At 72.9% G+C, this 21,144-nt stretch carries 19 protein-coding genes and 2 tRNA genes; 11 read left to right on the forward strand and 10 right to left on the reverse strand.

Annotated features, from left to right (window positions below; genetic code table 11):
* The first annotated feature begins 159 nt into the window (after positions 1-159).
* Both IH61_RS0109095 and pyrE read left to right on the forward strand, forming a co-directional pair.
* Positions 160-1,125: a carbon monoxide dehydrogenase subunit G gene (locus IH61_RS0109095; protein ID WP_158844827.1), complete on the forward strand. Its 966-nt coding sequence runs from the start codon at positions 160-162 to the stop codon at positions 1,123-1,125.
* 33 nt (positions 1,126-1,158) lie between these two features.
* Positions 1,159-1,695 carry an orotate phosphoribosyltransferase gene (gene pyrE, locus IH61_RS0109100; protein ID WP_031067624.1) on the forward strand — a complete coding sequence of 179 codons (537 nt, stop codon included), beginning with the start codon at positions 1,159-1,161 and terminating at the stop codon, positions 1,693-1,695.
* A 77-nt stretch (positions 1,696-1,772) separates the two neighbouring features.
* Here pyrE and IH61_RS0109105 read toward each other — a convergent pair whose 3' ends face one another.
* The gene (locus tag IH61_RS0109105; RefSeq protein WP_031067627.1) at positions 1,773-2,492 is read right to left on the reverse strand and encodes a DedA family protein; all 720 of its coding nucleotides are present in this window, start codon (positions 2,490-2,492) and stop codon (positions 1,773-1,775) included.
* A gap of 387 nt (positions 2,493-2,879) precedes the next feature.
* Here IH61_RS0109105 and fbaA point away from each other — a divergent pair, with 387 nt between their 5' ends.
* Positions 2,880-3,902, forward strand: coding sequence for a class II fructose-bisphosphate aldolase (gene fbaA, locus IH61_RS0109110; RefSeq protein ID WP_031067630.1), 1,023 nt, complete (start codon positions 2,880-2,882; stop codon positions 3,900-3,902).
* A 63-nt stretch (positions 3,903-3,965) separates the two neighbouring features.
* Here fbaA and IH61_RS0109115 read toward each other — a convergent pair whose 3' ends face one another.
* Positions 3,966-4,385 carry a DUF3151 domain-containing protein gene (locus IH61_RS0109115; RefSeq protein ID WP_031067631.1) on the reverse strand — a complete coding sequence of 140 codons (420 nt, stop codon included), beginning with the start codon at positions 4,383-4,385 and terminating at the stop codon, positions 3,966-3,968.
* A gap of 299 nt (positions 4,386-4,684) precedes the next feature.
* Between IH61_RS0109115 and IH61_RS0109120 the strand changes: the two genes are divergently transcribed.
* The gene (locus IH61_RS0109120; RefSeq protein WP_078910954.1) at positions 4,685-5,461 is read left to right on the forward strand and encodes a DUF3152 domain-containing protein; all 777 of its coding nucleotides are present in this window, start codon (positions 4,685-4,687) and stop codon (positions 5,459-5,461) included.
* A gap of 57 nt (positions 5,462-5,518) precedes the next feature.
* Here the strand turns inward: IH61_RS0109120 and IH61_RS0109125 are convergent, their stop codons facing one another.
* The 4 genes from IH61_RS0109125 to purS form a co-directional block, all read right to left on the reverse strand.
* On the reverse strand, positions 5,519-6,331 hold the full coding sequence (locus tag IH61_RS0109125; protein WP_031067637.1) for a maleylpyruvate isomerase family mycothiol-dependent enzyme: 813 nt from the start codon (positions 6,329-6,331) through the stop codon (positions 5,519-5,521).
* 64 nt (positions 6,332-6,395) lie between these two features.
* On the reverse strand, positions 6,396-8,651 hold the full coding sequence (purL, locus tag IH61_RS40615) for a phosphoribosylformylglycinamidine synthase subunit PurL (RefSeq protein WP_037972089.1): 2,256 nt from the start codon (positions 8,649-8,651) through the stop codon (positions 6,396-6,398).
* Positions 8,651-9,331: a phosphoribosylformylglycinamidine synthase subunit PurQ gene (gene purQ, locus IH61_RS0109135; RefSeq protein WP_031067640.1), complete on the reverse strand. Its 681-nt coding sequence runs from the start codon at positions 9,329-9,331 to the stop codon at positions 8,651-8,653. Before purQ ends, purL begins: the two co-directional genes overlap by 1 nt.
* Complete coding sequence (purS, locus tag IH61_RS0109140) at positions 9,328-9,588, reverse strand: phosphoribosylformylglycinamidine synthase subunit PurS (protein ID WP_078910955.1); 261 nt, start codon at positions 9,586-9,588, stop codon at positions 9,328-9,330. Before purS ends, purQ begins: the two co-directional genes overlap by 4 nt.
* A 461-nt stretch (positions 9,589-10,049) precedes the next feature.
* On the opposite strand from purS, the gene IH61_RS0109145 reads away from it, so the two are divergent.
* The 7 genes from IH61_RS0109145 to IH61_RS0109175 all read left to right on the forward strand — a co-directional run bounded on the left by IH61_RS0109145 (position 10,050) and on the right by IH61_RS0109175 (position 14,714).
* Positions 10,050-10,367 (forward strand): histone-like nucleoid-structuring protein Lsr2, encoded by a 318-nt coding sequence (locus IH61_RS0109145; protein ID WP_031067644.1) that lies wholly within the window; start codon positions 10,050-10,052, stop codon positions 10,365-10,367.
* Between the two features lie 147 nt (positions 10,368-10,514).
* Positions 10,515-10,587, forward strand: a tRNA-Gly gene (locus tag IH61_RS0109150).
* Between the two features lie 40 nt (positions 10,588-10,627).
* Positions 10,628-10,703 (forward strand) — tRNA-Gly (locus IH61_RS0109155).
* A gap of 184 nt (positions 10,704-10,887) precedes the next feature.
* Positions 10,888-11,907: an ABC transporter ATP-binding protein gene (locus IH61_RS0109160; protein ID WP_078910956.1), complete on the forward strand. Its 1,020-nt coding sequence runs from the start codon at positions 10,888-10,890 to the stop codon at positions 11,905-11,907.
* Positions 11,904-12,737, forward strand: coding sequence for an ABC transporter permease (locus tag IH61_RS0109165; protein ID WP_031067648.1), 834 nt, complete (start codon positions 11,904-11,906; stop codon positions 12,735-12,737). The genes IH61_RS0109160 and IH61_RS0109165 overlap by 4 nt, the downstream gene beginning before the upstream one ends.
* 64 nt (positions 12,738-12,801) lie before the next feature.
* Positions 12,802-14,046, forward strand: a complete 1,245-nt coding sequence (locus tag IH61_RS0109170; RefSeq protein ID WP_158844830.1) for a sensor histidine kinase — start codon at positions 12,802-12,804, stop codon at positions 14,044-14,046.
* A gap of 14 nt (positions 14,047-14,060) precedes the next feature.
* Complete coding sequence (locus IH61_RS0109175) at positions 14,061-14,714, forward strand: response regulator transcription factor (RefSeq protein WP_051836634.1); 654 nt, start codon at positions 14,061-14,063, stop codon at positions 14,712-14,714.
* A gap of 19 nt (positions 14,715-14,733) precedes the next feature.
* On the opposite strand, the gene IH61_RS0109180 is transcribed toward IH61_RS0109175, so the two are convergent.
* The 4 genes from IH61_RS0109180 to purD form a co-directional block, all read right to left on the reverse strand.
* On the reverse strand, positions 14,734-15,633 hold the full coding sequence (locus tag IH61_RS0109180; protein ID WP_031067654.1) for a phosphoribosylaminoimidazolesuccinocarboxamide synthase: 900 nt from the start codon (positions 15,631-15,633) through the stop codon (positions 14,734-14,736).
* A gap of 54 nt (positions 15,634-15,687) precedes the next feature.
* Positions 15,688-17,259 (reverse strand): N,N-dimethylformamidase beta subunit family domain-containing protein, encoded by a 1,572-nt coding sequence (locus tag IH61_RS0109185; protein ID WP_051836637.1) that lies wholly within the window; start codon positions 17,257-17,259, stop codon positions 15,688-15,690.
* Between the two features lie 224 nt (positions 17,260-17,483).
* Positions 17,484-19,043, reverse strand: coding sequence for a hypothetical protein (locus tag IH61_RS0109190; protein ID WP_031067658.1), 1,560 nt, complete (start codon positions 19,041-19,043; stop codon positions 17,484-17,486).
* A 542-nt stretch (positions 19,044-19,585) separates the two neighbouring features.
* Positions 19,586-20,833 (reverse strand): phosphoribosylamine--glycine ligase, encoded by a 1,248-nt coding sequence (gene purD, locus IH61_RS0109195; RefSeq protein WP_031067660.1) that lies wholly within the window; start codon positions 20,831-20,833, stop codon positions 19,586-19,588.
* Positions 20,834-21,144: the final 311 nt, after the last annotated feature.

Below are 21,144 nucleotides of genomic sequence, written 5' to 3' on the forward strand. Positions count from 1 at the left end.
CGGCCGCCGGGCTCGCCGCGGCCGACCGGGCGGAGCCCGTTGCCCCAGCGTGGAGAACGGTGTGGAGAACGGTGTGGAGGACGGCACGGAGGACGGCGTGGAGAAGTCGGACGGTGCTGGGTGGGGACCGGGCCGGGACGGGTCGGTAGGCTCCGTGGCATGGAGCATGAGGTTGTCGTCCCGATGCCGGCCGGGTTGGTGCGGCAGGCGATGCAGGAACCCGCACGGCTGGCGCGGAGTGTGCCCGGGCTGAGCACCGAGCCGGCGGCCGTGGGCAGCGGCCCCGCCGAGGAGATCGGTGGGCGGCTCAAGCTGCGGATCGGCGGCTCCACGATCACGTACAAGGGCGTGTTGTCGCTGATCGAGGGCCGGGAGGGCGTGCTGACCGTGTTCGCCGAGGGCCAGGAGGCCCGGGGCGGCGGTGAGGCGACGGCGACCGTGCGGGTCAGCGTCGGCGACGGCCCCGAGGACGGCACCGCGGTGATCCGCTTCACCGGGGACCTCAGCGCCACCGGCCGCCTGGCCGAGTTCGACGCCGAGACCCTGGAAGCCGCCGGCCGCCGCCTGCTGGACCGTTTCTCCACCGCCCTGGCCGGCCCCGGGGAAGCCCCCGAGGAGTCCGAGGAGGAGGAATCCGGGGACACCGCCGCGGAGGAGAGCGGGACGGAAGCCGGCGTGGTCTACCTCGACCAGCCCGGCGAGGACCTCGACGACGACCTCTCCGACCTGATCGCCTTCTCCGACGCCGACGCCGAGGGCTTCGGCCTCCCGACCGGCTCCACCGACGACGAGGACGAGGACGGCGCCGAGGGCACCGAGGACTCCGTCGCCGAGGAGCTGACCCCCGAGCCCCTGTTCGCCTACGAGGAGGAGCCCCCGGTGCGCCGCAGCATCGTCGGCCGCTCCGCCGAGGAGGTGGACCACGCCCCGCCGCGCGGCCGCTACGCCCCGGCCCCGCCGGCCCGCAGCGCCCGGGCCCGGGCCGCGTCCCGCTGGGGCGGCGAGGCGGGCGGCATCGTGGTGCCGGGTTCGGACGGCCGCAACGCGCTGCCGTGGGTGATCGGCGGCTCGGTGGCCCTGCTGGGCGGGGCCGTGGTGCTGGTCAGGGCGCTGCGCCGCCGCTGAGGACCGGGGCGACCGGGTCTAGACTGAACGCTCATGAGCAACGACCGCGACGCCCTGCTGGCACAGATCAAGGACAAGGCCGTCGTGCACGGCAAGGTCACCCTCTCCTCCGGCAAGGAGGCGGACTACTACGTCGACCTTCGCCGGATCACGCTGGACGGCGTGGCCGCCCCGCTGGTAGGCCGGGTGATGCTGGACGCGACCTCCCACCTCGAGTACGACGCCGTCGGCGGCCTGACCCTGGGCGCCGACCCGGTGGCCGCCTCCATGCTGCACGCCGCCGCCGCGCGCGGGCAGCAGCTGGACGCCTTCGTGGTCCGCAAGGCGGGCAAGGCGCACGGCCTCCAGCGCCGCATCGAGGGCCCGGACGTCAAGGGTCGCCGGGTGCTGGCCGTCGAGGACACCTCCACCACCGGCGGTTCGGTGCTGACGGCCGTCGAGGCGCTGCGCGAGGCGGGCGCCGAGGTCGTGGGCGTCGCGGTGATCGTCGAGCGCGGCGGCCAGGACGCCGTCGAGGCGCAGGGCCTCCCGTACGTCACCGCCTACACCGCGGCCGACCTCGGCCTGTAGGGCGAAGGAAGAGGCGGAGGGGCTGGTCGTTGTTCCACGTGGAACAACGACCAGCCCCTCCGTCGTGAACGGGACCCTCAGCCGCGCCGGTGCCGGCCGCCCACGCTCTGCGCGGACTCGGGGTCGACGCCGTCGACGACGCCGGCCTTCTTCTTCCGGCGCTCCCGGAAGACCTCGACCAGGATCGGCGAGATCGACAGCAGGACGATCAGCAGCACCGCCGGGATCAGGTACTTGTCGATCACCGGGGCGAGCGCGTCACCGAAGAAGTAGCCGATCAGCAGCATGGACTCGGTCCAGAGCACACCGCCGATGACGTTCCACACGAAGAAGGTCCGCGCGGGCATCTCCAGGGTGCCGGCCACCGGGTTCAGGAAGGTCCGGATGATCGGCATGAAGCGGGCCAGGACCACGGCCTTGCCGGAGCCGAACTTGTTGAAGTACTCCTCCGCCTTCACCACGTACTCGCGGCGGAAGATCTTCGAATCGGGCTTGTCGAACATCCTCGGCCCGACCTTGGCCCCGATCAGGTGCCCCAGCTGGGCCCCGGCGACCGCCGCGATCGGGCAGCCGACCAGCAGGACGGCGATCGGCAGCTTGGCCCCGTCCCCGAGCACCGAGGAGGCGGCGTTGGAGGCGGCGACGCCCGCGAGGATCAGCAGTGAGTCGCCCGGGAAGAAGAAGCCGACCAGCAGGCCGGTCTCCGCGAAGATGATCGCGATCAGCCCGATGGCGCCGAGCGAGGAGATCAGGGATTTGGCGTCGAGAAGATTGACGGCCAGCTGGTTGTAGTCCACGGGCGCAGGATAGCGGGCGAACCTTACCGGCGGGCCCCGGCCGGGTCCCGGCCGGGTCCCGGCCAGGTCCCAGCAAGGTCCCAGCCAGGTCCGCGGTCAGGTCCGCGGTCAGGCCCCCGCGGGATCCCCGGCCAGGTCCGCGGCCCAACGTCCCGACAGGCGGGCTCCTGCTGACCTGCGGGCACGAGTCTGGGAAGATGGCCGAGGCGTCCGGTCCGCGGTGGCCCCACCCTCATGGCCGTACCGCGGTGGCCGCCTCGAACCTTGGTGCCGGAGAGCCACACCGCAGCGCCGCGCGTCGGCGGGCCGGCACGGAGTCGACACGAAGGCGTACACAGCGTCGGACAGCACCCGTCCGTACGCCGCAACCCGACAGGAGCGGATCGCATGCCCATCGCAACTCCCGAGGTCTACAACGAGATGCTGGACCGGGCCAAGGCGGGCAAGTTCGCCTACCCGGCCATCAACGTCACCTCCTCGCAGACCCTGCACGCCGCCCTGCGCGGTTTCGCCGAGGCCGAGAGCGACGGCATCATCCAGATCTCGACCGGTGGCGCGGAGTTCCTGGGCGGCCAGCACAACAAGGACATGGTGACCGGCGCCGTGGCCCTCGCCGAGTTCGCGCACATCGTCGCCGCCAAGTACGACGTCACCGTCGCGCTGCACACCGACCACTGCCCGAAGGACAAGCTGGACGGCTACGTCCGCCCGCTGCTGGCGGTCTCCGCCGAGCGCGTGGCCAAGGGCCTGAACCCGCTGTTCCAGTCGCACATGTGGGACGGCTCGGCCGAGACCCTGGCCGACAACCTGGCCATCGCCCAGGAGCTGCTGGCCCAGGCCGCCGCCGCGAAGATCATCCTCGAGGTCGAGATCACCCCGACCGGCGGCGAGGAGGACGGCGTCACCCACGAGATCAACGACGAGCTGTACACCACCGTCAACGACGCCGTGCGCACCGCCGAGGCCCTGGGCCTGGGCGAGAAGGGCCGCTACCTGCTGGCCGCCTCCTTCGGCAACGTGCACGGCGTGTACAAGCCGGGCAACGTCGTCCTCAAGCCGGAGCTGCTGCGCGAGCTGCAGGACGCGATCGGCAAGCAGTACGGCAGGACCGACCCGTTCGACTTCGTCTTCCACGGCGGCTCGGGCTCCTCGGCCGAGGAGATCGCCACCGCGCTGGAGAACGGCGTCGTGAAGATGAACCTGGACACCGACACCCAGTACGCCTTCACCCGCCCGGTGGCCGGCCACATGTTCGCCAACTACGACGGCGTGCTGAAGGTCGACGGCGAGGTCGGCAAGAAGAACACCTACGACCCGCGCACCTGGGGCAAGCTGGCCGAGGCCGGCATGGCCGCCCGCGTGGTCGAGGCCGCCGAGCAGCTGCGCTCGGCCGGCAAGCGCCTGAAGTAGGCGGATGCGGCGGTGCCCCCGGCGGAGGGATCCGCCGGGGGCACCGTGCTGTCCGAACGATGACTACTGCTTGAGCTCCGCGTACGCCTCCGCGCTGCTGTCCTTCAGGAACTGCCAGCAGCGGGCCTCCTCCTCGGTCTCCTTGATCGCGCCGGCCGCCCGGGCGAGCGCCGCGAGGCAGCGCAGGAAGCCGCGGTTGCCGCGGTGCTCCCACGGCACCGGGCCGTGGCCCTTCCAGCCGTTGCGGCGCAGCGCGTCGAGGCCCCGGTGGTAGCCGGTGCGGGCGTAGGCGTACGACTCGACGTACCGGCCGGCCGCGTTGGCGTCGTCGGCGAGCATCGCCCAGGCCAGGCAGAAGGTCGGGTACTCGGCCGCCACCTGCGTCGGTGAGGCCGACTCCTCCGCGAGCATCCGGTACGGGTGCTCGTCCTCCGGCAGGAGGGTCGGTTCGGGGCCGTCGAGAAGATTCCTGTGAATCGCCATGCAGTGCAGTCTGCCACCCGGTGCCCAGGGGTCAACCGCCCCCGGGTGATCACCGGGCCCCGGGGCGCCTCGCCCTGCGACCGGGCAGGCCGTACCGGCGGGAACTGCTGGACCTCGTCCGCTCCCTGGGGCCGGCGGCCGGCTGATCACCTCCCCGCAGATCTGCATACCGCGTATGTGGACATTCACCCGTTCGCCATGGAAGGGTGTCGATCGTGCCCGCAGCCCGTTCCGCCCCGCGCCGTCGCGCCCGGGGTGGCCGCCGACGCAGTCGACGGCAGCGTCGGCTCGGACCTGGCATGCTCACGGCACTCGTGGCGGCTGTCCTGGTGCTGGGCGTCGCCGCGTTCGCCCTGAACCGGACCGACGAGGCGCCCGCCGCCGGGCCCAGCGCCCAGGCCCGGATCGCCCCGCCCGAGGAGACCCCGGCCGCCCCCGCGCCGACGACCCCTCCCCCGGCCGTCAGCCCGACGGCGACCGCGCAGCCCACCCCCACCGCGCCCGACCCCGGGCCCACCAAGGGTGCGGGCACCTTCACCGTCGCCCCCGCCGACGCCAAGGCCGTCGGGCGCGGCACCATCCGCCGCTACCGGGTGGAGGTCGAGGACGGCATCAACATCGACGCCCCCTCAGCCGCCGCGCAGATACACGGCATCCTCGGCGACCCGCGAGGCTGGACCAACGACCACAAGAACGGCTTCCAGCTGGTCGCCTCCGGCGCGTACGACTTCACGGTGAAGATCGCCTCCCCGGCGACCGTCGACAAGATCTGCGGCGCCTCCGGCCTGGACACCCACGGCGAGGTGAACTGCAACGTCGGCAACCAGGTGCTCGTCAACTCCAAGCGCTGGAACACCGGTTCACCCCAGTTCAGCGGCCCGATAGAGGAGTACCGGGCGCTGATCGTCAATCACGAGGTCGGCCACCGGATAGGCCACGGCCACGAGACCTGCCCCGGCCCCGGCAAGCCCGCCCCCGCGATGATGCAGCAGATCTACGGCCTCAAGGGCTGCGCGCCCAACGCCTGGCCGTACTCGGCGGACGGCACGTACCTGGGCGGCCCCGCCGTCCCCTGACGCGACCTCGACGGAACGCGGAGGCGGAACGCGGAGCCCCGGCCGAGCACCTCTCGGTCAGCGCATCACCGGCAGGTACGCCCGCAGGTCGCTGCGCTCGCCGGAGGCGGAGAGGGAGGCGGTCTCCTCCGCCTCCGCCCAGCCCAGGCGCCCGGTGGCCAGCCGGATCCAGGTGAGGGCGTCGGTCTCGACCACGTTCGGCGGGGTGCCCCGGGTGTGCTTCGGCCCCTCGACGGCCTGCACCACGGCGTACGGCGGGATCCGCAGCTCGACGGCCCCGCCGGGTGCCCGGTCGGCGAAGGCGTCCGCCAGCAGCCGGGTGACGGCGGCGAGGGCCTGGCGGTCGTGCGGGAAGGCAGGCAGGCCCAGCGCCTGGGCCAGGTCGTCGGCGTGCACCACCGTCTCGACCAACCTGGTCACCAGCAGGTCGGAGAGCAGCATCGACCCCAGCCGGATCTCCAACCGCCGCTCCGGGTCCGCCACTTCGGGCCGCTCCAGCATCCCCGCCAGGGCGTCCGCGGACCGCCCGAAAGCTTCGGCCACGGAGGCCGCGTCGCCGCCGAACCCGGCGGCCGCCCGCTCCCGGGTCTGGGCGTCCAGCGCCGGCGCGACCGTACCGACCGCCGCCACCCACCCCGTCAGGTCCAGCGCCACCCGGCCCTCCAGCGGATCGTCCAGGTGCGCCGGCAGGAAGTCGAGCTGGACGGCCAGGTGCGCGAGCAGCTCCCGCACCCGCCAGTCCCCCAGCCGGGTCGGCAGCTCCAGCCGCCCGTCGTCGAGACCGTCCACGACGGCGCGCAGTGCCCCGATCTGGGCGGCCAGCGCGGCGCGGACCTTCTGCGGCTGGTACGTACGGGACTTGGGAGGCATGGGGCCCAACATACGCCGAGGGGCGGACGGTTCGTGAAGAACCGTCCGCCCCCCAAGCGCGAACTCAGCCCAGCAGGGCCTCGATGACGCCGGTGTGGGCGTCCTTCAGCTCGGCCAGCGAGACGGTGAACTGCCCCTGGACGTCCAGGGAGTCGCCGTCCACGACACCGATGCGGGTGGCCGGGAGGCCGCGCGCGGTGCACATGTCGTTGAACCGGAGCTCCTCGCTGCGCGGCACCGCCACGACGGCGCGGCCGGCCGACTCCGAGAACAGGAACACGAACGGGTCCATGCCCTCGGGCACGATGATCCGCGCGCCGTTGCCGCCCTTGAGGCAGCTCTCCACGAGCGCCTGGCCGAGGCCGCCGTCCGAGAGGTCGTGCGCGGCGTCGATCATGCCGTCGCGCGAGGCGGCGATCAGGATCTCGCCGAGCAGCCGCTCGCGCTCCAGGTCCACCTTGGGCGGCAGGCCGCCGAGGTGGTCGTGGACGACCTGGGTCCAGGCCGAGCCGCCGAGCTCGTCCGCCGTGTCGCCGAGCAGGTAGAGCAGCTGCCCTTCCTCGGCGAAGGCGACCGGGGTGCGGCGGGTGACGTCGTCGATGACGCCGAGCACCGCGACCACGGGGGTCGGGTGGATGGCGACCTCGCCGGTCTGGTTGTACAGCGAGACGTTGCCGCCGGTGACCGGGGTGCCGAGCACCAGGCAGCCGTCGGCCAGGCCGCGGGTGGCCTCGGCGAACTGCCACATCACGTCCGGGTCCTCGGGGGAGCCGAAGTTGAGGCAGTCGGAGATGGCGAGCGGCTTGGCACCGCCGGCCGCGACGTTGCGGTACGACTCGGCCAGGGCCAGCTGGGCGCCGGTGTACGGGTCCAGCTTGGCGTAGCGCCCGTTGCCGTCGGTGGCGACCGAGACGCCGAGGTTGGTCTCCTCGTCGATCCGGATCATGCCCGAGTCCTCACCGACCGAGAGCACGGTGTTGCCGAGCACGAAGCGGTCGTACTGGTCGGTGATCCAGGACTTGGACGCCTGGTTCGGGTGCGAGGCGACCTTCAGCAGGTCGGCCTTGAGGCCCTCGCCGGTGGTCGGGCGGGCCAGCCGCTCGGCGGTGGGGGCGTCGGCCTGCAGCGCGTCCTGCCAGCTCGGGCGGGCGTAGGGGCGCTGGTAGACCGGGCCGTCGTGGGCGACGGTGCGCGGGGGCACGTCCACGACGAGCTCGCCGTGCCAGTAGATCTCCAGGCGCTCGCCGTCGGTCACCTCACCGATGACGTTGGCGATGACGTCCCACTTCTCGCAGATCTCGAGGAAGCGGGCGACCTTGTCGGGCTCGACGATCGCGCACATGCGCTCCTGCGACTCGCTCATGAGGATCTCCTCGGGCGAGAGCGTGTGGTCGCGCAGGTGCACGGTGTCGAGGTCGACCCGCATACCGCCGGAGCCGGCCGAGGCCAGCTCGCTGGTGGCGCAGGACAGTCCGGCGCCGCCGAGGTCCTGGATGCCCTTGACGAGCTTCTCGCGGAAGATCTCCAGGGTGCACTCGATGAGGAGCTTCTCCTGGAACGGGTCGCCGACCTGGACGGCCGGGCGCTTGGCCGGCTTGGTGTCGTCGAAGGTCTCGGAGGCCAGCACCGAGACGCCGCCGATGCCGTCGCCGCCGGTGCGGGCGCCGTACAGGATGACCTTGTTGCCGGCGCCGGACGCCTGCGCGAGGTGGATGTCCTCGTGCTTCATGACGCCCACGCACAGCGCGTTGACCAGCGGGTTGCCCTGGTAGCAGGAGTCGAAGACGACCTCGCCTCCGATGTTCGGCAGGCCCAGGCAGTTGCCGTAGCCGCCGATGCCCGAGACGATCCCGGGCAGCACGCGCCGGGTGTCCGGGTGGTCGGCCGCGCCGAAGCGCAGCGGGTCCATCACCGCGACCGGGCGGGCGCCCATCGCGAGGATGTCGCGCACGATGCCGCCGATGCCGGTGGCCGCGCCCTGGTAGGGCTCGATGTACGAGGGGTGGTTGTGCGACTCGACCTTGAAGGTCACCGCGTAACCCTGGCCCACGTCCACGACGCCGGCGTTCTCGCCGATGCCGACGAGCATCGCGTCCGAATCCGGCTTCTTCTCGCCGAACTGCTTCAGGTGGACCTTGCTGCTCTTGTACGAACAGTGCTCCGACCACATGACGGAGTACATCGCGAGTTCCGCGCCGGTCGGGCGGCGGCCGAGAATCTCCCGGATGCGCGCGTACTCGTCCTCCTTGAGGCCGAGTTCGGCCCACGGCTGGGCCGCGTCCGGAGTCTGCTCGGCGTTCTTGACGGTGTCGAGGCTCATCAGGCGTTCACCAGCTGCTTGAGGACGGACGTGAAGAAACCCAGACCGTCCGTGCCGCCGGTACCCACCAGCGGCTCGACCGCGTGCTCCGGGTGCGGCATCAGACCGACGACGTTGCCGGCGGCGTTGGTGATGCCGGCGATGTCGTTGATCGACCCGTTGGGGTTGACGTCCAGGTAGCGGAAAACCACCCGGCCCTCCGCCTCCAGCTCGTCGATCGTGCGAGCGTCCGCGGTGTAGCGGCCGTCCATGTTCTTCAGCGGGATCTGAATCTCCTGCCCGGCCGTGTAATCACGGGTCCAGGCGGTGGAGGCATTCTCCACCCGCAGCTTCTGCTCGCGGCAGATGAAGTGCAGGTGGTTGTTGCGCAGCATCGCGCCGGGCAGCAGGTGGGACTCGGTGAGCACCTGGAAGCCGTTGCAGATACCGAGGACGGGCATTCCGAGCTTCGCCTGCTCGATGATGCTCTCCATCACCGGCGAGAAGCGGGAGATGGCGCCCGCGCGCAGATAGTCGCCGTAACTGAATCCGCCGGGCAGGACGACGGCGTCGACCTGGTGGAGATCCTTGTCACGGTGCCAGAGCGCGACCGGCTCGGCGCCGGCCAGGCGGACCGCACGCTGCGCGTCACGGTCGTCGAGGGAGCCGGGGAAAGTGACGACGCCGACGCGGGTGGTCACTTCGCCGCCTCCTCGACGCGGACTGTGAAGTCCTCGATCACGGTGTTGGCGAGGAACGTCTCTGCGGCTTCGCGGATACGGGCGAGCGCGGCCTCGTCGACCGGGCCCTCCACTTCCAGCTCGAAGCGCTTGCCCTGGCGGACGTCGGCGATCCCGGTGAATCCGAGACGGGGCAGTGCGCGCTGCACCGCCTGGCCCTGGGGGTCGAGGATCTCCGGCTTGAGCATGACGTCGACTACGACGCGTGCCACTGGCACTCCCGGTGGTGTTTCGGTGAGGCGGGGGAACTCCAGACTACAAGCCGTTCGGACCAGGATTGCTGGCCGGGGAGGGTGACGCGCGTAGACCCAGGACCCTTACGCCCCAAGGCTTCCGGCGCCCGGGATCCCCGCCGCCACCCCCCGGTTTCCGGTGATTCCCGACCCCTCGCGAGAACGCCCGAAGAACACCCGAATACGGCACTTGGGGACAGATCCTCCCGTCCCCGCACACCGGTATCCGGGACTCCGGCGAAGACTCGTGAATATCCGGAAAAGAATGCCGGACTCTTCGATTTCGACCCCCTTCGGGTGCAGAATAGGGCCACCTGTCGCGGCGAGTGCTGCGTATCCGGCCGGCTCCCGGTCGGCCCGTACGCGTTTGCGCGAGTGGTGCACATCAGGCCCCCCGGACACATCCCCGGGAACCGGCGGCCGAATTGCCGAGAGGATTGACACCCATGGCTCAGCGTGTAGTTGTCACGCTCTCCGACGACCTGGACGGCGGCGCCGCGGCGGAAACCGTCCACTTCGGCGTCGACGGGAAGTCGTACGAGATCGACCTGTCCGTGGACAACGCCGAAAAGCTGCGGGAGGCCCTCGCTCCGTTCGTCGCGGCCGGCCGTCGCCAGAGCCGCACCGGAAAGTCCTTCCGCCGCACCGCGCTGACCCCGGACCCGGCCACCGTCCGTGCCTGGGCCCTCTCGCGCGGCATGGAGCTCCCGGCCCGCGGCCGGATTCCCAAGCACGTGTACGAGCAGTTCGCCGAGGCGAACTGACCCGTCCGGGCCGTCCGGCCCCGGTCGCCCCGCCCGGCCCCCTGGGCCGAAAGGGTGGGGCGACCACCCCGAACGATGCTGTAGAGTATTCCTCGTCGCCGCAACGGAGAGATCCGAAGAGGCGGCGGGTGCCCCGCCAGGCACCATGCGGACGTGGCTCAGTTGGTAGAGCATCACCTTGCCAAGGTGAGGGTCGCGAGTTCGAATCTCGTCGTCCGCTCGCAGTGCGCGAGCACAGTACAACTCAATAGTTCCATCCTGCGGACGTGGCTCAGTTGGTAGAGCATCACCTTGCCAAGGTGAGGGTCGCGAGTTCGAATCTCGTCGTCCGCTCCAGTACGAAGGGCCCCCTCGATCGAGGGGGCCCTTCGGCATTTCCCCCCGCGCCCCCTCGCCCTCTCGCAATAAGCCGGGCCGTGCCGGGCCGATGACATTTGTCATCGCCGACCCGTGGATCGCCACCACCGTCCGATGACGGCGCGCACTGCCCGCGGGCCCGGGGCGGCGGAAGGCTCGAGGCATGGAAAAGAGCCAGCCCTCCAGCCCCGGAGGCCACGTGATCGAGGTCACGGGCCTGCACCGCCACTACGGCAGCGGCGCCACCGGCTACCACGCCGTCCGCGGCGTGGACCTGACGGTCGGCCGCGGCGAGCTGTTCGCCCTGCTCGGCACCAACGGGGCCGGCAAGACCTCCACCATGGAGGTCATCGAAGGACTGACCGCCCCCAGCGGCGGCAGCGTCCGGGTGCTCGGCCGCGACCCCTTCGCCGAACGCGCCGCCGTCCGCCCCCGGATCGGCATCATGCTCCAGGAGGGCGGCTTCCCCGGCGACCTCACCGCCGCCGAGACCGGCCGCGCCTGGGCCGGGATGACCAGCGGCGCCCGCCCCGTCTCCGAGGTGCTCGACCTGGTGGGCCTCGGCCACCGCGCCGGCGTCCGGGTCAAGCAGCTGTCCGGCGGCGAGAAGCGCCGGCTCGACCTGGCGATGGCCCTGCTCGGCCGCCCCGAGGTGCTGTTCCTGGACGAGCCCAGCACGGGCCTGGACCCGGAGGCCCGCGCCGCCGTCTGGCACCTGGTGCGCGAACTGCGCGCCCAGGGCACCACCGTGCTGCTCACCACGCACTACCTGGAGGAGGCCGAGGAGCTCGCCGACCGGCTGGCCATCATGCACGGCGGCCGGATCGTCGTCTCCGGCACCGTCGCCGAGGTGATCGCCGGGCGGCCCTCCAGGATCGACTTCGACCTGCCCGAGTTCACGGGCACCGCCCTGCCCGTCCTGGAACGGGCCGAGGTGACGGTCGACGGCCGCAAGGTCACCCTCCGGACCACCGCCCTCCAGGACACCCTCACCGACCTGCTCGGCTGGGCCCGCCACCACGGGATCGCGCTCGGCGCCCTGGACGCCCGCAGCGCCTCGCTGGAGGAAGCCTTCCTCGCCATCGCCTCCGAGGCCGCCCACCAGGCCCCGCCGCACACCGCACCGCCTTCAGGGCCCACCACCCGTCCCGCCCGCCGCCGCCCGATCGGAACCGCCCGATGACCACCGCCACCACCACCGCGCCCGCCGTCGGCCCGAAGAGCACCACCGTCCGCCGGCTGCTCGCCCTCGGCCGCGCCGAGGCCACCCTGCTGGTGCGCAACCGCACGGCGCTGTTCACCGCCCTGCTGATGCCGCTGGTGCTGATCGTCTCGCTGCGCGGCATCCTCAGGAAGCAGGCGGACTCCACCCCCGGGCTGGACGTGGACTCGATGCTGGTCTACGGCTCGGTCGGCATGATGCTGTCCTTCGTCGTCTACTACAACCTGACCGGCGCGTACGTCGCCCGCCGCGGCGAGCTGGTCCTCAAGCGGCTGCGCACCGGCGAGGCCCGGGACCTGGAGATCCTGCTCGGCACGGCCGTCCCCTCGCTCACCATCGGTCTGCTCATGGCCGCCCTGATCGGCGTCGGCGGCAGCCTGGGCCTGCACCTGGCCGTGCCGGTCAACCCGCTGCTGATGCTGCTCGGGATGGTGATGATCCTGGCCACCATGATCGCCCTGGCCGCGCTGTCCAGCGCCTTCACCAGGACCGTGGAGAGCGCCGGCATCACCACCCTGCCGATGATGCTGGTCATGCAGTTCGGCTCGGGCCTGTTCGTCCCGCTGGAGGTCATGACCAAGGTGGTCGCCGACGTCTGCCGGCTGCTGCCCACCACCCCGGCCTTCCAGCTGATCCGCATCGGCTGGTTCGGCACCGACGGCTCGGCCGCCGCCACCGGCTTCGCCGGCAGCTGGGGCGCCGCGGGCCCGCACCTGATCACCGGGGGCATCTGGCTGTACCTGGCGATCTGGGGCGCGCACCGGTACTTCCGCTGGGAGCCCCGCCGCTGATCAGGGGCCGATCCGAGGAAGCGCCCCCGGTCCCACCTCTGATAGGAAGGCGGACAGCAAGATCGTGACCGAGCTGGGGGCGGAAGACATGGGGATGCGCTCACCGCTGCGCACCTGGCGGGGCTTCGGCAAGGCCAAGCGCTCCGAGGTCTACATCCGCTGGTCGATCTACCTGTTCCCGCTGACGCAGGTACCCCTGATGGTGCTCTTCCTCGGCAAGTCGACCGACCTGGAGAACTCCATCACCGCCGCCCGGGTCGCGCTCGTCGTCGCGCTGGCCAGCACGCTGCTGAACGTACGGGCCTGTCGCACCTCGCTCGACCACTACCTCGGCCGGCCGGTCCGGCACCTGCGCTGGATGGCCGCCAACGGCGCCTTCGCGGTGGCCGGCGGCTGGGCCGTCCTGCTGACCGGGCCCTCACTCGCCACGAGCTCGACGTTCACCCCCTCTGCCGCCGTCATCCTGGTCATCGTCGCCTCCGTGCCGGCCTTCGTCGGGCTGCCGCTGCGCCGGGCCGCCGCGGCGGTGGTCTGCGGCGAACTGCTGCTCGCCCCCGCGTTCCTGCTCGCCGGGGCGAGCGTCCCCCAGACCGCCGTACTGCTGGTCGGCAACATGCTCGGCCTGCCTTTCGTCGCGGTGGGCAACCGCAGCTTCGCCTGGCTCTGCGCCATCATCTGGGAGCTGGACGCCGCCCGCGAGGCGCAGTCCCGGCTGGCCGTCGCCGAGGAGCGGCTGCGCTTCTCCCGCGACCTGCACGACGTCATGGGCCGCAACCTCACCACCATCGCGCTCAAGAGCGAACTCGCCGTCCAGCTGGCCCGCCGCGGGCGCCCGGAGGCCGCCGAGCAGATGGCCGAGGTTCAGAGGATCGCCCAGGAGTCGCAGCGCGAGGTCCGGGACGTGATCCGCGGCTACCGCACCGCCGACCTGCACGCCGAGGCGTACGGCGCCCGCGCGGTGCTGCGCTCGGCGGACGTCCGCTGCGAGATCGACCTCGGCGAGGAGGCCGCGCTGCTGCCGCCCCAGGTGCAGGCCGTGCTCGGCTGGGTGATCCGCGAGGCCACCACCAACGTGCTGCGCCACAGCGAGGCCGCGCACTGCCTGATCCGGCTGCGCCAGGAGCGCGGACGGGCGGTGCTGGAGCTGGAGAACGACGGGGTGCCCGCCGTCCCGCTCCCCTCCCAGGGCGGTGGCACCGGGCTGCGCGGACTGCGCGAGCGCCTGGCCGCGCACGACGGGGAGCTGACCGTCCCGACCGCCGAGGCCGGTACGTTCCGGATGCTCGCCACCGTTCCGCTGCCGCACTGAGGAAGGCCCGCCCGATGACCGAACAAGCCCCGGTGTCCGAACAGGCCCCGACGGCCGAGAGGGCCGTCCGCGTCCTGCTCGCCGACGACGAGCACCTCATCCGGGGTGCGCTGGCCGCGCTGCTCTCGCTGGAGGAGGACATCGAGGTGGTCGCCCAGGCCGGCTCCGGCCCGGAGGCGGTGGCGATGGCCCGGGCGCACCGGCCCGACATCGCCGTACTGGACCTCCAGATGCCCGGCCGCGACGGCATCGAGGTGGCCACCGAGCTGCGGCTGCTGGTGCCCGACTGCCGCTGCATGATCGTCACCGGCCACGGCCGCCCCGGCTACCTCAAGCGGGCGCTGGAGGTCGGCGTGCGGGGCTTCCTGCCGAAGACCGTCTCGGCCGCCGACCTGGCCGGCATCATCCGCACCGTACGCGCCGGCGGGCGGTACGTGGACCCGGAGCTGGCGGCGGACGCGATCAGCGCCGGGGAGACCCCGCTGACCCCGCGCGAGACGGACGTCCTGGAGCTGGCCGCGGACGGCACCACCATCGCCGAGATCGCGCAGCGCGCCTCGCTCTCCCAGGGCACCGTGCGCAACTACCTGTCCTCGGCGGCCGGAAAGCTCGGCGCCGAGAACCGCCACGCGGCGGTGCGGATCGCCCGCGAGCACGGCTGGATCTGAGCTCGCGGGCGATACGGGCTCAGGCCCAGCTGAGGCCCGTCAGCCGCTCGTACACCTCGATGTACTTGGCCCGGGTCCGCTCGACCAGCTCGGCGGGCAGCTCCGGCGGCGGCTGCTCGCTGTAGCGGTCCCAGCCGGAGGCCGGGGAGACCAGCCAGTCGCGGATCAGCTGCTTGTCGAAGGAGGACTGCGAGCGGCCCGGCTCGTACTCGTCGGCGGGCCAGTAGCGCGAGGAGTCCGGCGTGAGCACCTCGTCGCCGATGATCAGCTCGCCGTCCAGCAGGCCGAACTCGAACTTGGTGTCGGCCAGGATGATGCCGCGCTCGCGGGCGATGTCCCGGGCGCGGGCGTAGACGTCCAGGGTGGTGCGGCGGACCTGGTTGGCCATCTCGGCGCCGATGCGGCGGGCCGTCTCCTCGTAGGGGACGTTCTCGTCGTGCTCGCCGACCTCGGCCTTGAGGGCCGGGGTGTAGATCGGGGCGGGCAGTTCGGAGCTGTTGACCAGGCCCTCGGGCAGCGCGATGCCGCAGACCGTACGGGTCTCCTGGTACTCGGTGAGGCCGGAGCCGGCCAGGTAGCCGCGGGCGACCGCCTCGACGGGGATCATGTCCAGGCTCTTGCAGATCAGCGTGCGGCCCTTCCAGTCGGCGGGGGCGCCGGCCGGGGCCTCGGTGGAGATCACGTGGTTGGGCACGATGTCGGCGATCCGCTCGAACCACCACAGGGACAGCTGGGCGAGGACGCGGCCCTTGTCCGGGATCTCGTTCGGCAGCACCCAGTCGTGGGCGGACATCCGGTCGCTGGCCACCATCACCAGTTCGCCCGACTCGGTGCGGTAGAGATCGCGCACCTTGCCGGTGTGCAGGTGGACCAGGCCGGGTACCTGGACCGGCTCGGGCTTGGTGACAAATCCGCTCAAGGTGTTCAGTCCTCAGGGGTCGTTCACGGGCGTGGGGCGCCGTGAAAGGGGAGGTCACTGCCTCCGCAGTCTTTCACGAACCCCCGCGGGCTCGTTCTTGCAGAGCCGGTCCAGCAGGTTGGCGGTGGCCCGCTGGACGCGCTCGTCGGTCATGCCGGGCCGGTCCAGGGCGGGGGACCACGCGAAGGTCCCGGCGGCGAAGACGTACGCGCCGCTGGGCGCCCGGTACAGGGAGGTCTCCTGGAAGCGGGTGCGCCCGGCGAGGTCCTGGTACGGCGAGTGCGCGAGCAGCACCCGCTCGGTGTGCTCGGGCAGCGCCACCTTGGGGTAGTACCGGTCGGCCTCCCCCGCGACGAGGCCGGGCAGTTCCTCGCCCTCCATCAGCCCGGTGCCGTCCCAGAGCCAGTGCGCGGTGTGCCGGGCGACCAGCGGGACGGGCGCGGCGACGCTGCCCGAGTACTGCACGCCGAGCAGGTGCTGCTCGGGCTCCCCCGCGTCGCGCCACAGTGCGCTGGACGCGCCGGGCGCCCCGGCGGCGGGGCTCCCGGGCCCGGCCTTCTGCCGCTTGCGGCAGTTGAGCAGCCGGTTGGGCTCGCCGGAGGCGGCCGGGGTCAGCTCGACCCGCCAGTACATGGTGTTGGCGGAGAGGAACACCAGGGAGGTGCCGCCGTCGCGGGCCTTCTCGGCGGCCCGGCGCATCGGCTCGGACCAGTACTCGTCGTGGCCGGGGAAGACCAGCGCCCGGTGCCGGGCCGGGTCGACCAGGCCCGCGTGCAGGTCGGTGGCGGTGGCGTAGGAGAGGTCGTAGCCGTAGCGCTCGGCCCAGCGGATGAAGTCGTAGGCGTGGCCGACGTGCAGGGGCAGCCCGGCGGTGGCGTGCGGGCGGTCGAAGGAGACGGTGAGGGCGGCCTCGGCCTCGCCGAGCAGCCCGCCCGCGTCGTCCCAGGCGTGGTAGAGGCTGGCGCCGCTGCGGCCGTCCTCGGGGAACAGGTTGTACGCCTGCCAGGTGACGTCGGGGAGCACCAGGAGCAGCTCGGCGGCGGCCCCCTGGTCGTCGAAGTCCCGTACGGTGAACGGGATGTGGCTGCGGTGCAGCATGTCGCTGGTGGTCAGCACGGCGACGTACGCGCCGGGCTGCCAGTGGGTGGGGATCTGCAGCCGCCAGGAGTGCCACCAGTGGTGGCAGGAGACGGTGCGCTCGACGACCAGCGGGGCGGGCTGGACGAGTCCGGAGATCAGCGGACTGGTGGTCATGTGGCGGGCGCCGTCGCCGCCGTAGTGGCCGATCCGGTAGACGTCGACGGAGAAGTCGCGGGGCGGGTTGACGGTCACCCGGAAGTCCACCGAGCCGCCGGGGCGGATGAAACCGGCCGAGGCGAAGCCCTTGATCTGCTGGTCCACGTCGTTGGAGCTGCGCGGGGTGCCGATCGGCGGGCTGGGGCGGCCCCCGGCGGCCAGGGGACGCTGGCCGGGGGCGTCCACCGAGACGTACCAGGGCACGCTGCCGCCGTTGTCGAGGTACTCGTCGGGGCTGCGCAGCCAGGGCAGCGGGCCCTGCCCGAAGGGGTCGGAGACGCTGTAGGCGTGCGTTCCGGACTCCCAGCGGCGATTGAGTTCGGTCCCCACGCGCCCCTCCCAGGTGGCACCTTCGTCCGGCTGGCACGTGCCCCCCGGATGTGCGTGCGGTCTAATACACCACACCGTACGGACGCTGCGTCACCCCACGGTAGCAATTGGTGTACGGAAACTTTGAGGTCGGCGGAGCCAGGGCCTCCGGCCTGCGAGGACGGCCGACGGCCCGGCCTCCGGGGGGCGCGTACGGACGCTCCGAGCGCCGCCCCCGGGCCGGGTCAGAGGCGCACGGGCTTCTCCAGCCGGACGTCCGCCGCGTCCAGCCAGGCGCGCAGCGGCCCGTCCTGGCCCTGCTCGACGGCCTGGGCCACCGGGCCCGCCAGGTCGGTGCGGCGGACCCCGCGCAGCAGCAGCACCGGGCCGTCCAGCCAGTCCAGGCCGGGGGTGCCGCCCGCGGTGTCCACGGCGGCGCAGCAGACCATCGCGGTGACGTGGTCCACGAGCAGGTCGCGGCCGGAGCGGTCGGGTTCGAGCAGCGGAGCAGGGGCGGCGGTGCGGGCCGGCCCGGCGGCGAGCACGGCGGCGAGGCGTTCGCCGTCGCCCTCGGCGAGCCGGCCGAGGAGCCGGGTGAGGGTGGGGGCGCCGGGGCGGGCCTGGGGGGCGAGCCGGTCCAGGGCGCTCTGCAGGGCGGCGGCTCGGGAGCGCCAGCCGGCGTCCACGACCTCGGCCGGGTAGTCGGTCCACTCCAGCTCGTGCCAGACGCCGGCCGGGGGGCGGCCGAAGAAGAGTTCGGCGGCGAGGAGGGAGACGGCCCGGTCGACGGCGCCGGGCTCCTCCAGCAGGTCGCAGGCGGGGCGGTCGCCGAGCCGGGTGCCGTAGCCCTCGGCCAGCCGGTCGCGGCGGGACAGCTCGGTGAGCGCGGAGGCGACACCGGCGTTGAGGCGGGCGGGGTGGCGGCCGAGCCGCCAGGCGGGCAGGGCGACCCTGGTGAGCAGGCGGTCCCAGCCGGCGTAGGCGAGGCCGACCTGCTCCTGGGCGGCTATGCGCAGGCCGTAGTCGACGTTACGGGCCTGCTCGGAGGCCCAGCCGGCCACCGACCGCTCCAACTCGGCGGCGTGGCCGCGGCAGGCGCCGAGCAGCCGGCGGGTGATCGCCCCGGTGAGGCGGTGGGCGAGCGCGGCGGGGCCGCGCCGGGGCGGGGCGGGCTCGGCGGCCAGGGTGCCGCCGCCGAGGCCGGGGGCGTCGCCGGAGTCGAGGCTGGCGTCCAGGCTGCGCAGGAAGCGGCGGGCGGCGGCGATCTCGTGGTCGGCGGAGGCTGCCGTCCCGGCGACCACGGGGGCGAGCAGCGCGCGCAGCTCCCCGGCCCGCATCCACCACAGGAACGGCGAGCCGATCACCAGGACGGGCGCGGGCGGCGCCTGGTGGCGGCCGCTGGGCGGAAGGTCCTCCAGCCAGCTGTCGCAGTCGGGCGTCAGCGCGACGGCCGAGGGCGCGGGCACCTCCAGCCGCTCGGCCAGCTCGCCGATGAGCCGGTACAGCTCGGGCGCCTCGGTGCGTTCCAGCGGGACGGCCGGGGTGCGCGGCGGCACGGCCCGTCGGTACGCGCGGGCGGTGAGGGCGGCCACCGCGAGGGTGAGGACGGCGACGACGCACACCACCCAGCGGGCCGCGTCCCAGCCGACGGCGTCGGCGGATCCCGGCGCACCGATGCGGCCCGTGAACCGCCCGGCGACCAGGACCACCGCCACGGCGGCGGGCAGAGCGGCGGCGGCCAGGGCGAGGCCCCGGACCCGCAGGACGGCCTGGGCGTGAGCGCGCGCGGTGTCGACTGCGGTCATACCGGCACCCCCTTCGGAGCTCTGGGGCACCCGGTGACGGGCCCCTGAGCCGACTCGAAACGATCAGTTCCGACCGGGAAGCGGAGTCGCCCGATCCCGGCAGTGCAAGCTGCATGGTGCTACTGAACATTTTCGACGCGGCGTCCCGGGTGGGCGTTCCGGATGGTCCCGGTTTCCACTCGTCCCGGTGACACCGCCCGAACGCCGACGCCGTCACCCTCGGGACGACGACCGGTCCGGTGCGAAGCACCCGCGTGACCGCCCCGCCTGACGCCGTCCAGCATCACCCCGCGGGAACACCGCTACCCGGCGGCGACCCCGGCGCACTGACCCGGCGCACTGCGATCCAGCGCACCATAAGGCCGGGCACCCGGTTACGTCAGCCGGATGCGGACGCTGTCACCCGATGGGCTGGAATCGGGCCGCCGAACGGTGCGCCTCGCCCCTTCGTCACCCTCGCGCCGGAAACGCCGAGGGCGCTGCGTCCATGGAGTGGATACCCCCACGGTCCGCAGCGCCCTCGGGCGGGGAGCAGGAACCCGCTACGCGGTGGCCGCCTTCAGCGCGATGTCGGTGCGGTGCTGGCCGCCCTTGAGCGAGATCCGGCCGACCCCGGCGTACGCGCGCTCGCGCGCCTGGGCGAGGTCGGCGCCGGTCGCGGTGACGGACAGCACCCGGCCGCCGGCGCTCAGCACCCGGCCGTCCTCGTCGGCGGCCGTGCCGGCGTGCAGCACGTACGCGGTGCCGTCGGCCTCGGCCTCGTCCAGGCCCTCGATCGGGTCCCCGGTGCGCGGCGCGGCCGGGTAGCCCTCGGAGGCGATGACGACGGTCACGGCCGCCTCCTCGCTCCAGCGCAGCGGCTCCAGCTGGTCCAGGGTGCCGTTGCCGGCCGCCAGCAGGACGCCGGCCAGCGGGGTGCGCAGCCGGGCGAGCACGACCTGGGTCTCCGGGTCGCCGAAGCGGGCGTTGAACTCGATCACGCGGGTGCCGCGCGAGGTGAGCGCCAGGCCCGCGTACAGCAGGCCGGAGAACGGGGTGCCGCGGCGGCGCAGCTCGTCCACGGTCGGCTGCAGGACGCTCTCCAGGACCTCCTCGACCAGCCCGGCCGGGGCCCAGGGCAGCGGGGAGTAGGCGCCCATGCCGCCGGTGTTGGGGCCCTCGTCGCCGTCCAGCGCGCGCTTGAAGTCCTGCGCGGGCTGCAGCGGCACGACGGTGGTGCCGTCGGTGATCGCGAACAGCGAGACCTCGGGGCCGTCCAGGTACTCCTCGATGACCACGCGCTCGCAGGAGGCGGCGTGGGCCAGCGCGGCCTCGCGGTCGGAGGTGACCACGACGCCCTTGCCGGCCGCCAGGCCGTCGTCCTTGACCACGTACGGGGCGCCGAAGGCGTCCAGGGCCTCGGCGGCCTCCTCGGGCGTGGTGCAGACGTAGGAGCGGGCGGTGGGCACGCCGGCGGCGGCCATCACGTCCTTGGAGAACGCCTTGGAGCCCTCCAGCTGGGCGGCCGGGGCGGACGGGCCGAACACCGGGATGCCGGCCGCGCGCAGCGGGTCGGCGACGCCCGCGACGAGCGGGGCCTCCGGGCCGACGACGACCAGGTCTGCGCCGAGCCGCACGGCCAGGTCGAGGACCTGGGCGCCGTCCAGCTGGTCGACCGGGTGGAGCGACGCCACCCGGGCGATCCCGGCGTTGCCCGGGGCGCAGTGCAGCTCGGTCACGGAGGGATCTTGGGACAAGGAGCGGCACAGGGCGTGTTCGCGGGCGCCGCCGCCGATGACGAGGACCTTCACGCTGGCCAGGGTAGTGGGTGGCCGGTTCCGGCCTCCTTCTGGGCCCGTGCGATCGTCCAGCCGGAAGAGGTCAGTACGCCGACGAGCCCGGAGGAACCTCCAGGCCGGGCCCGGGATGATCAGCAGCGGGTGTCCGGGTCAGGACGGCGGGTCACCGGGCCTTCCCTCGGACGGGTGAAATCCCGCCGCATCGCGCAACCCGCTCACCTCGGGTTCCGGTGGCCGAATCCGGTAACGATCATCCGGGAAGCGTCCCCATGGTCAGCCATTTGGCGGTAAGAAGTGCTGTTGGACAACCACCGGCAGACGCC

This window comes from Streptomyces sp. NRRL WC-3742, assembly GCF_000720635.1.
GTDB lineage: Bacteria > Actinomycetota > Actinomycetes > Streptomycetales > Streptomycetaceae > Kitasatospora.

Coding starts and splice junctions, on each gene's coding strand:
- IH61_RS0109095 (WP_158844827.1), top strand. CDS start 160: ATGGAGCATGAGGTTGTCGTCCCGATGCCGGCCGGGTTGGTGCGGCAG.
- pyrE (WP_031067624.1), top strand. CDS start 1,159: ATGAGCAACGACCGCGACGCCCTGCTGGCACAGATCAAGGACAAGGCC.
- fbaA (WP_031067630.1), top strand. CDS start 2,880: ATGCCCATCGCAACTCCCGAGGTCTACAACGAGATGCTGGACCGGGCC.
- IH61_RS0109115 (WP_031067631.1), bottom strand. CDS start 4,385: ATGGCGATTCACAGGAATCTTCTCGACGGCCCCGAACCGACCCTCCTG.
- IH61_RS0109120 (WP_078910954.1), top strand. CDS start 4,685: ATGCTCACGGCACTCGTGGCGGCTGTCCTGGTGCTGGGCGTCGCCGCG.
- IH61_RS0109125 (WP_031067637.1), bottom strand. CDS start 6,331: ATGCCTCCCAAGTCCCGTACGTACCAGCCGCAGAAGGTCCGCGCCGCG.
- purL (WP_037972089.1), bottom strand. CDS start 8,651: ATGAGCCTCGACACCGTCAAGAACGCCGAGCAGACTCCGGACGCGGCC.
- IH61_RS0109145 (WP_031067644.1), top strand. CDS start 10,050: ATGGCTCAGCGTGTAGTTGTCACGCTCTCCGACGACCTGGACGGCGGC.
- IH61_RS0109160 (WP_078910956.1), top strand. CDS start 10,888: ATGGAAAAGAGCCAGCCCTCCAGCCCCGGAGGCCACGTGATCGAGGTC.
- IH61_RS0109165 (WP_031067648.1), top strand. CDS start 11,904: ATGACCACCGCCACCACCACCGCGCCCGCCGTCGGCCCGAAGAGCACC.
- IH61_RS0109175 (WP_051836634.1), top strand. CDS start 14,061: ATGACCGAACAAGCCCCGGTGTCCGAACAGGCCCCGACGGCCGAGAGG.
- IH61_RS0109190 (WP_031067658.1), bottom strand. CDS start 19,043: ATGACCGCAGTCGACACCGCGCGCGCTCACGCCCAGGCCGTCCTGCGG.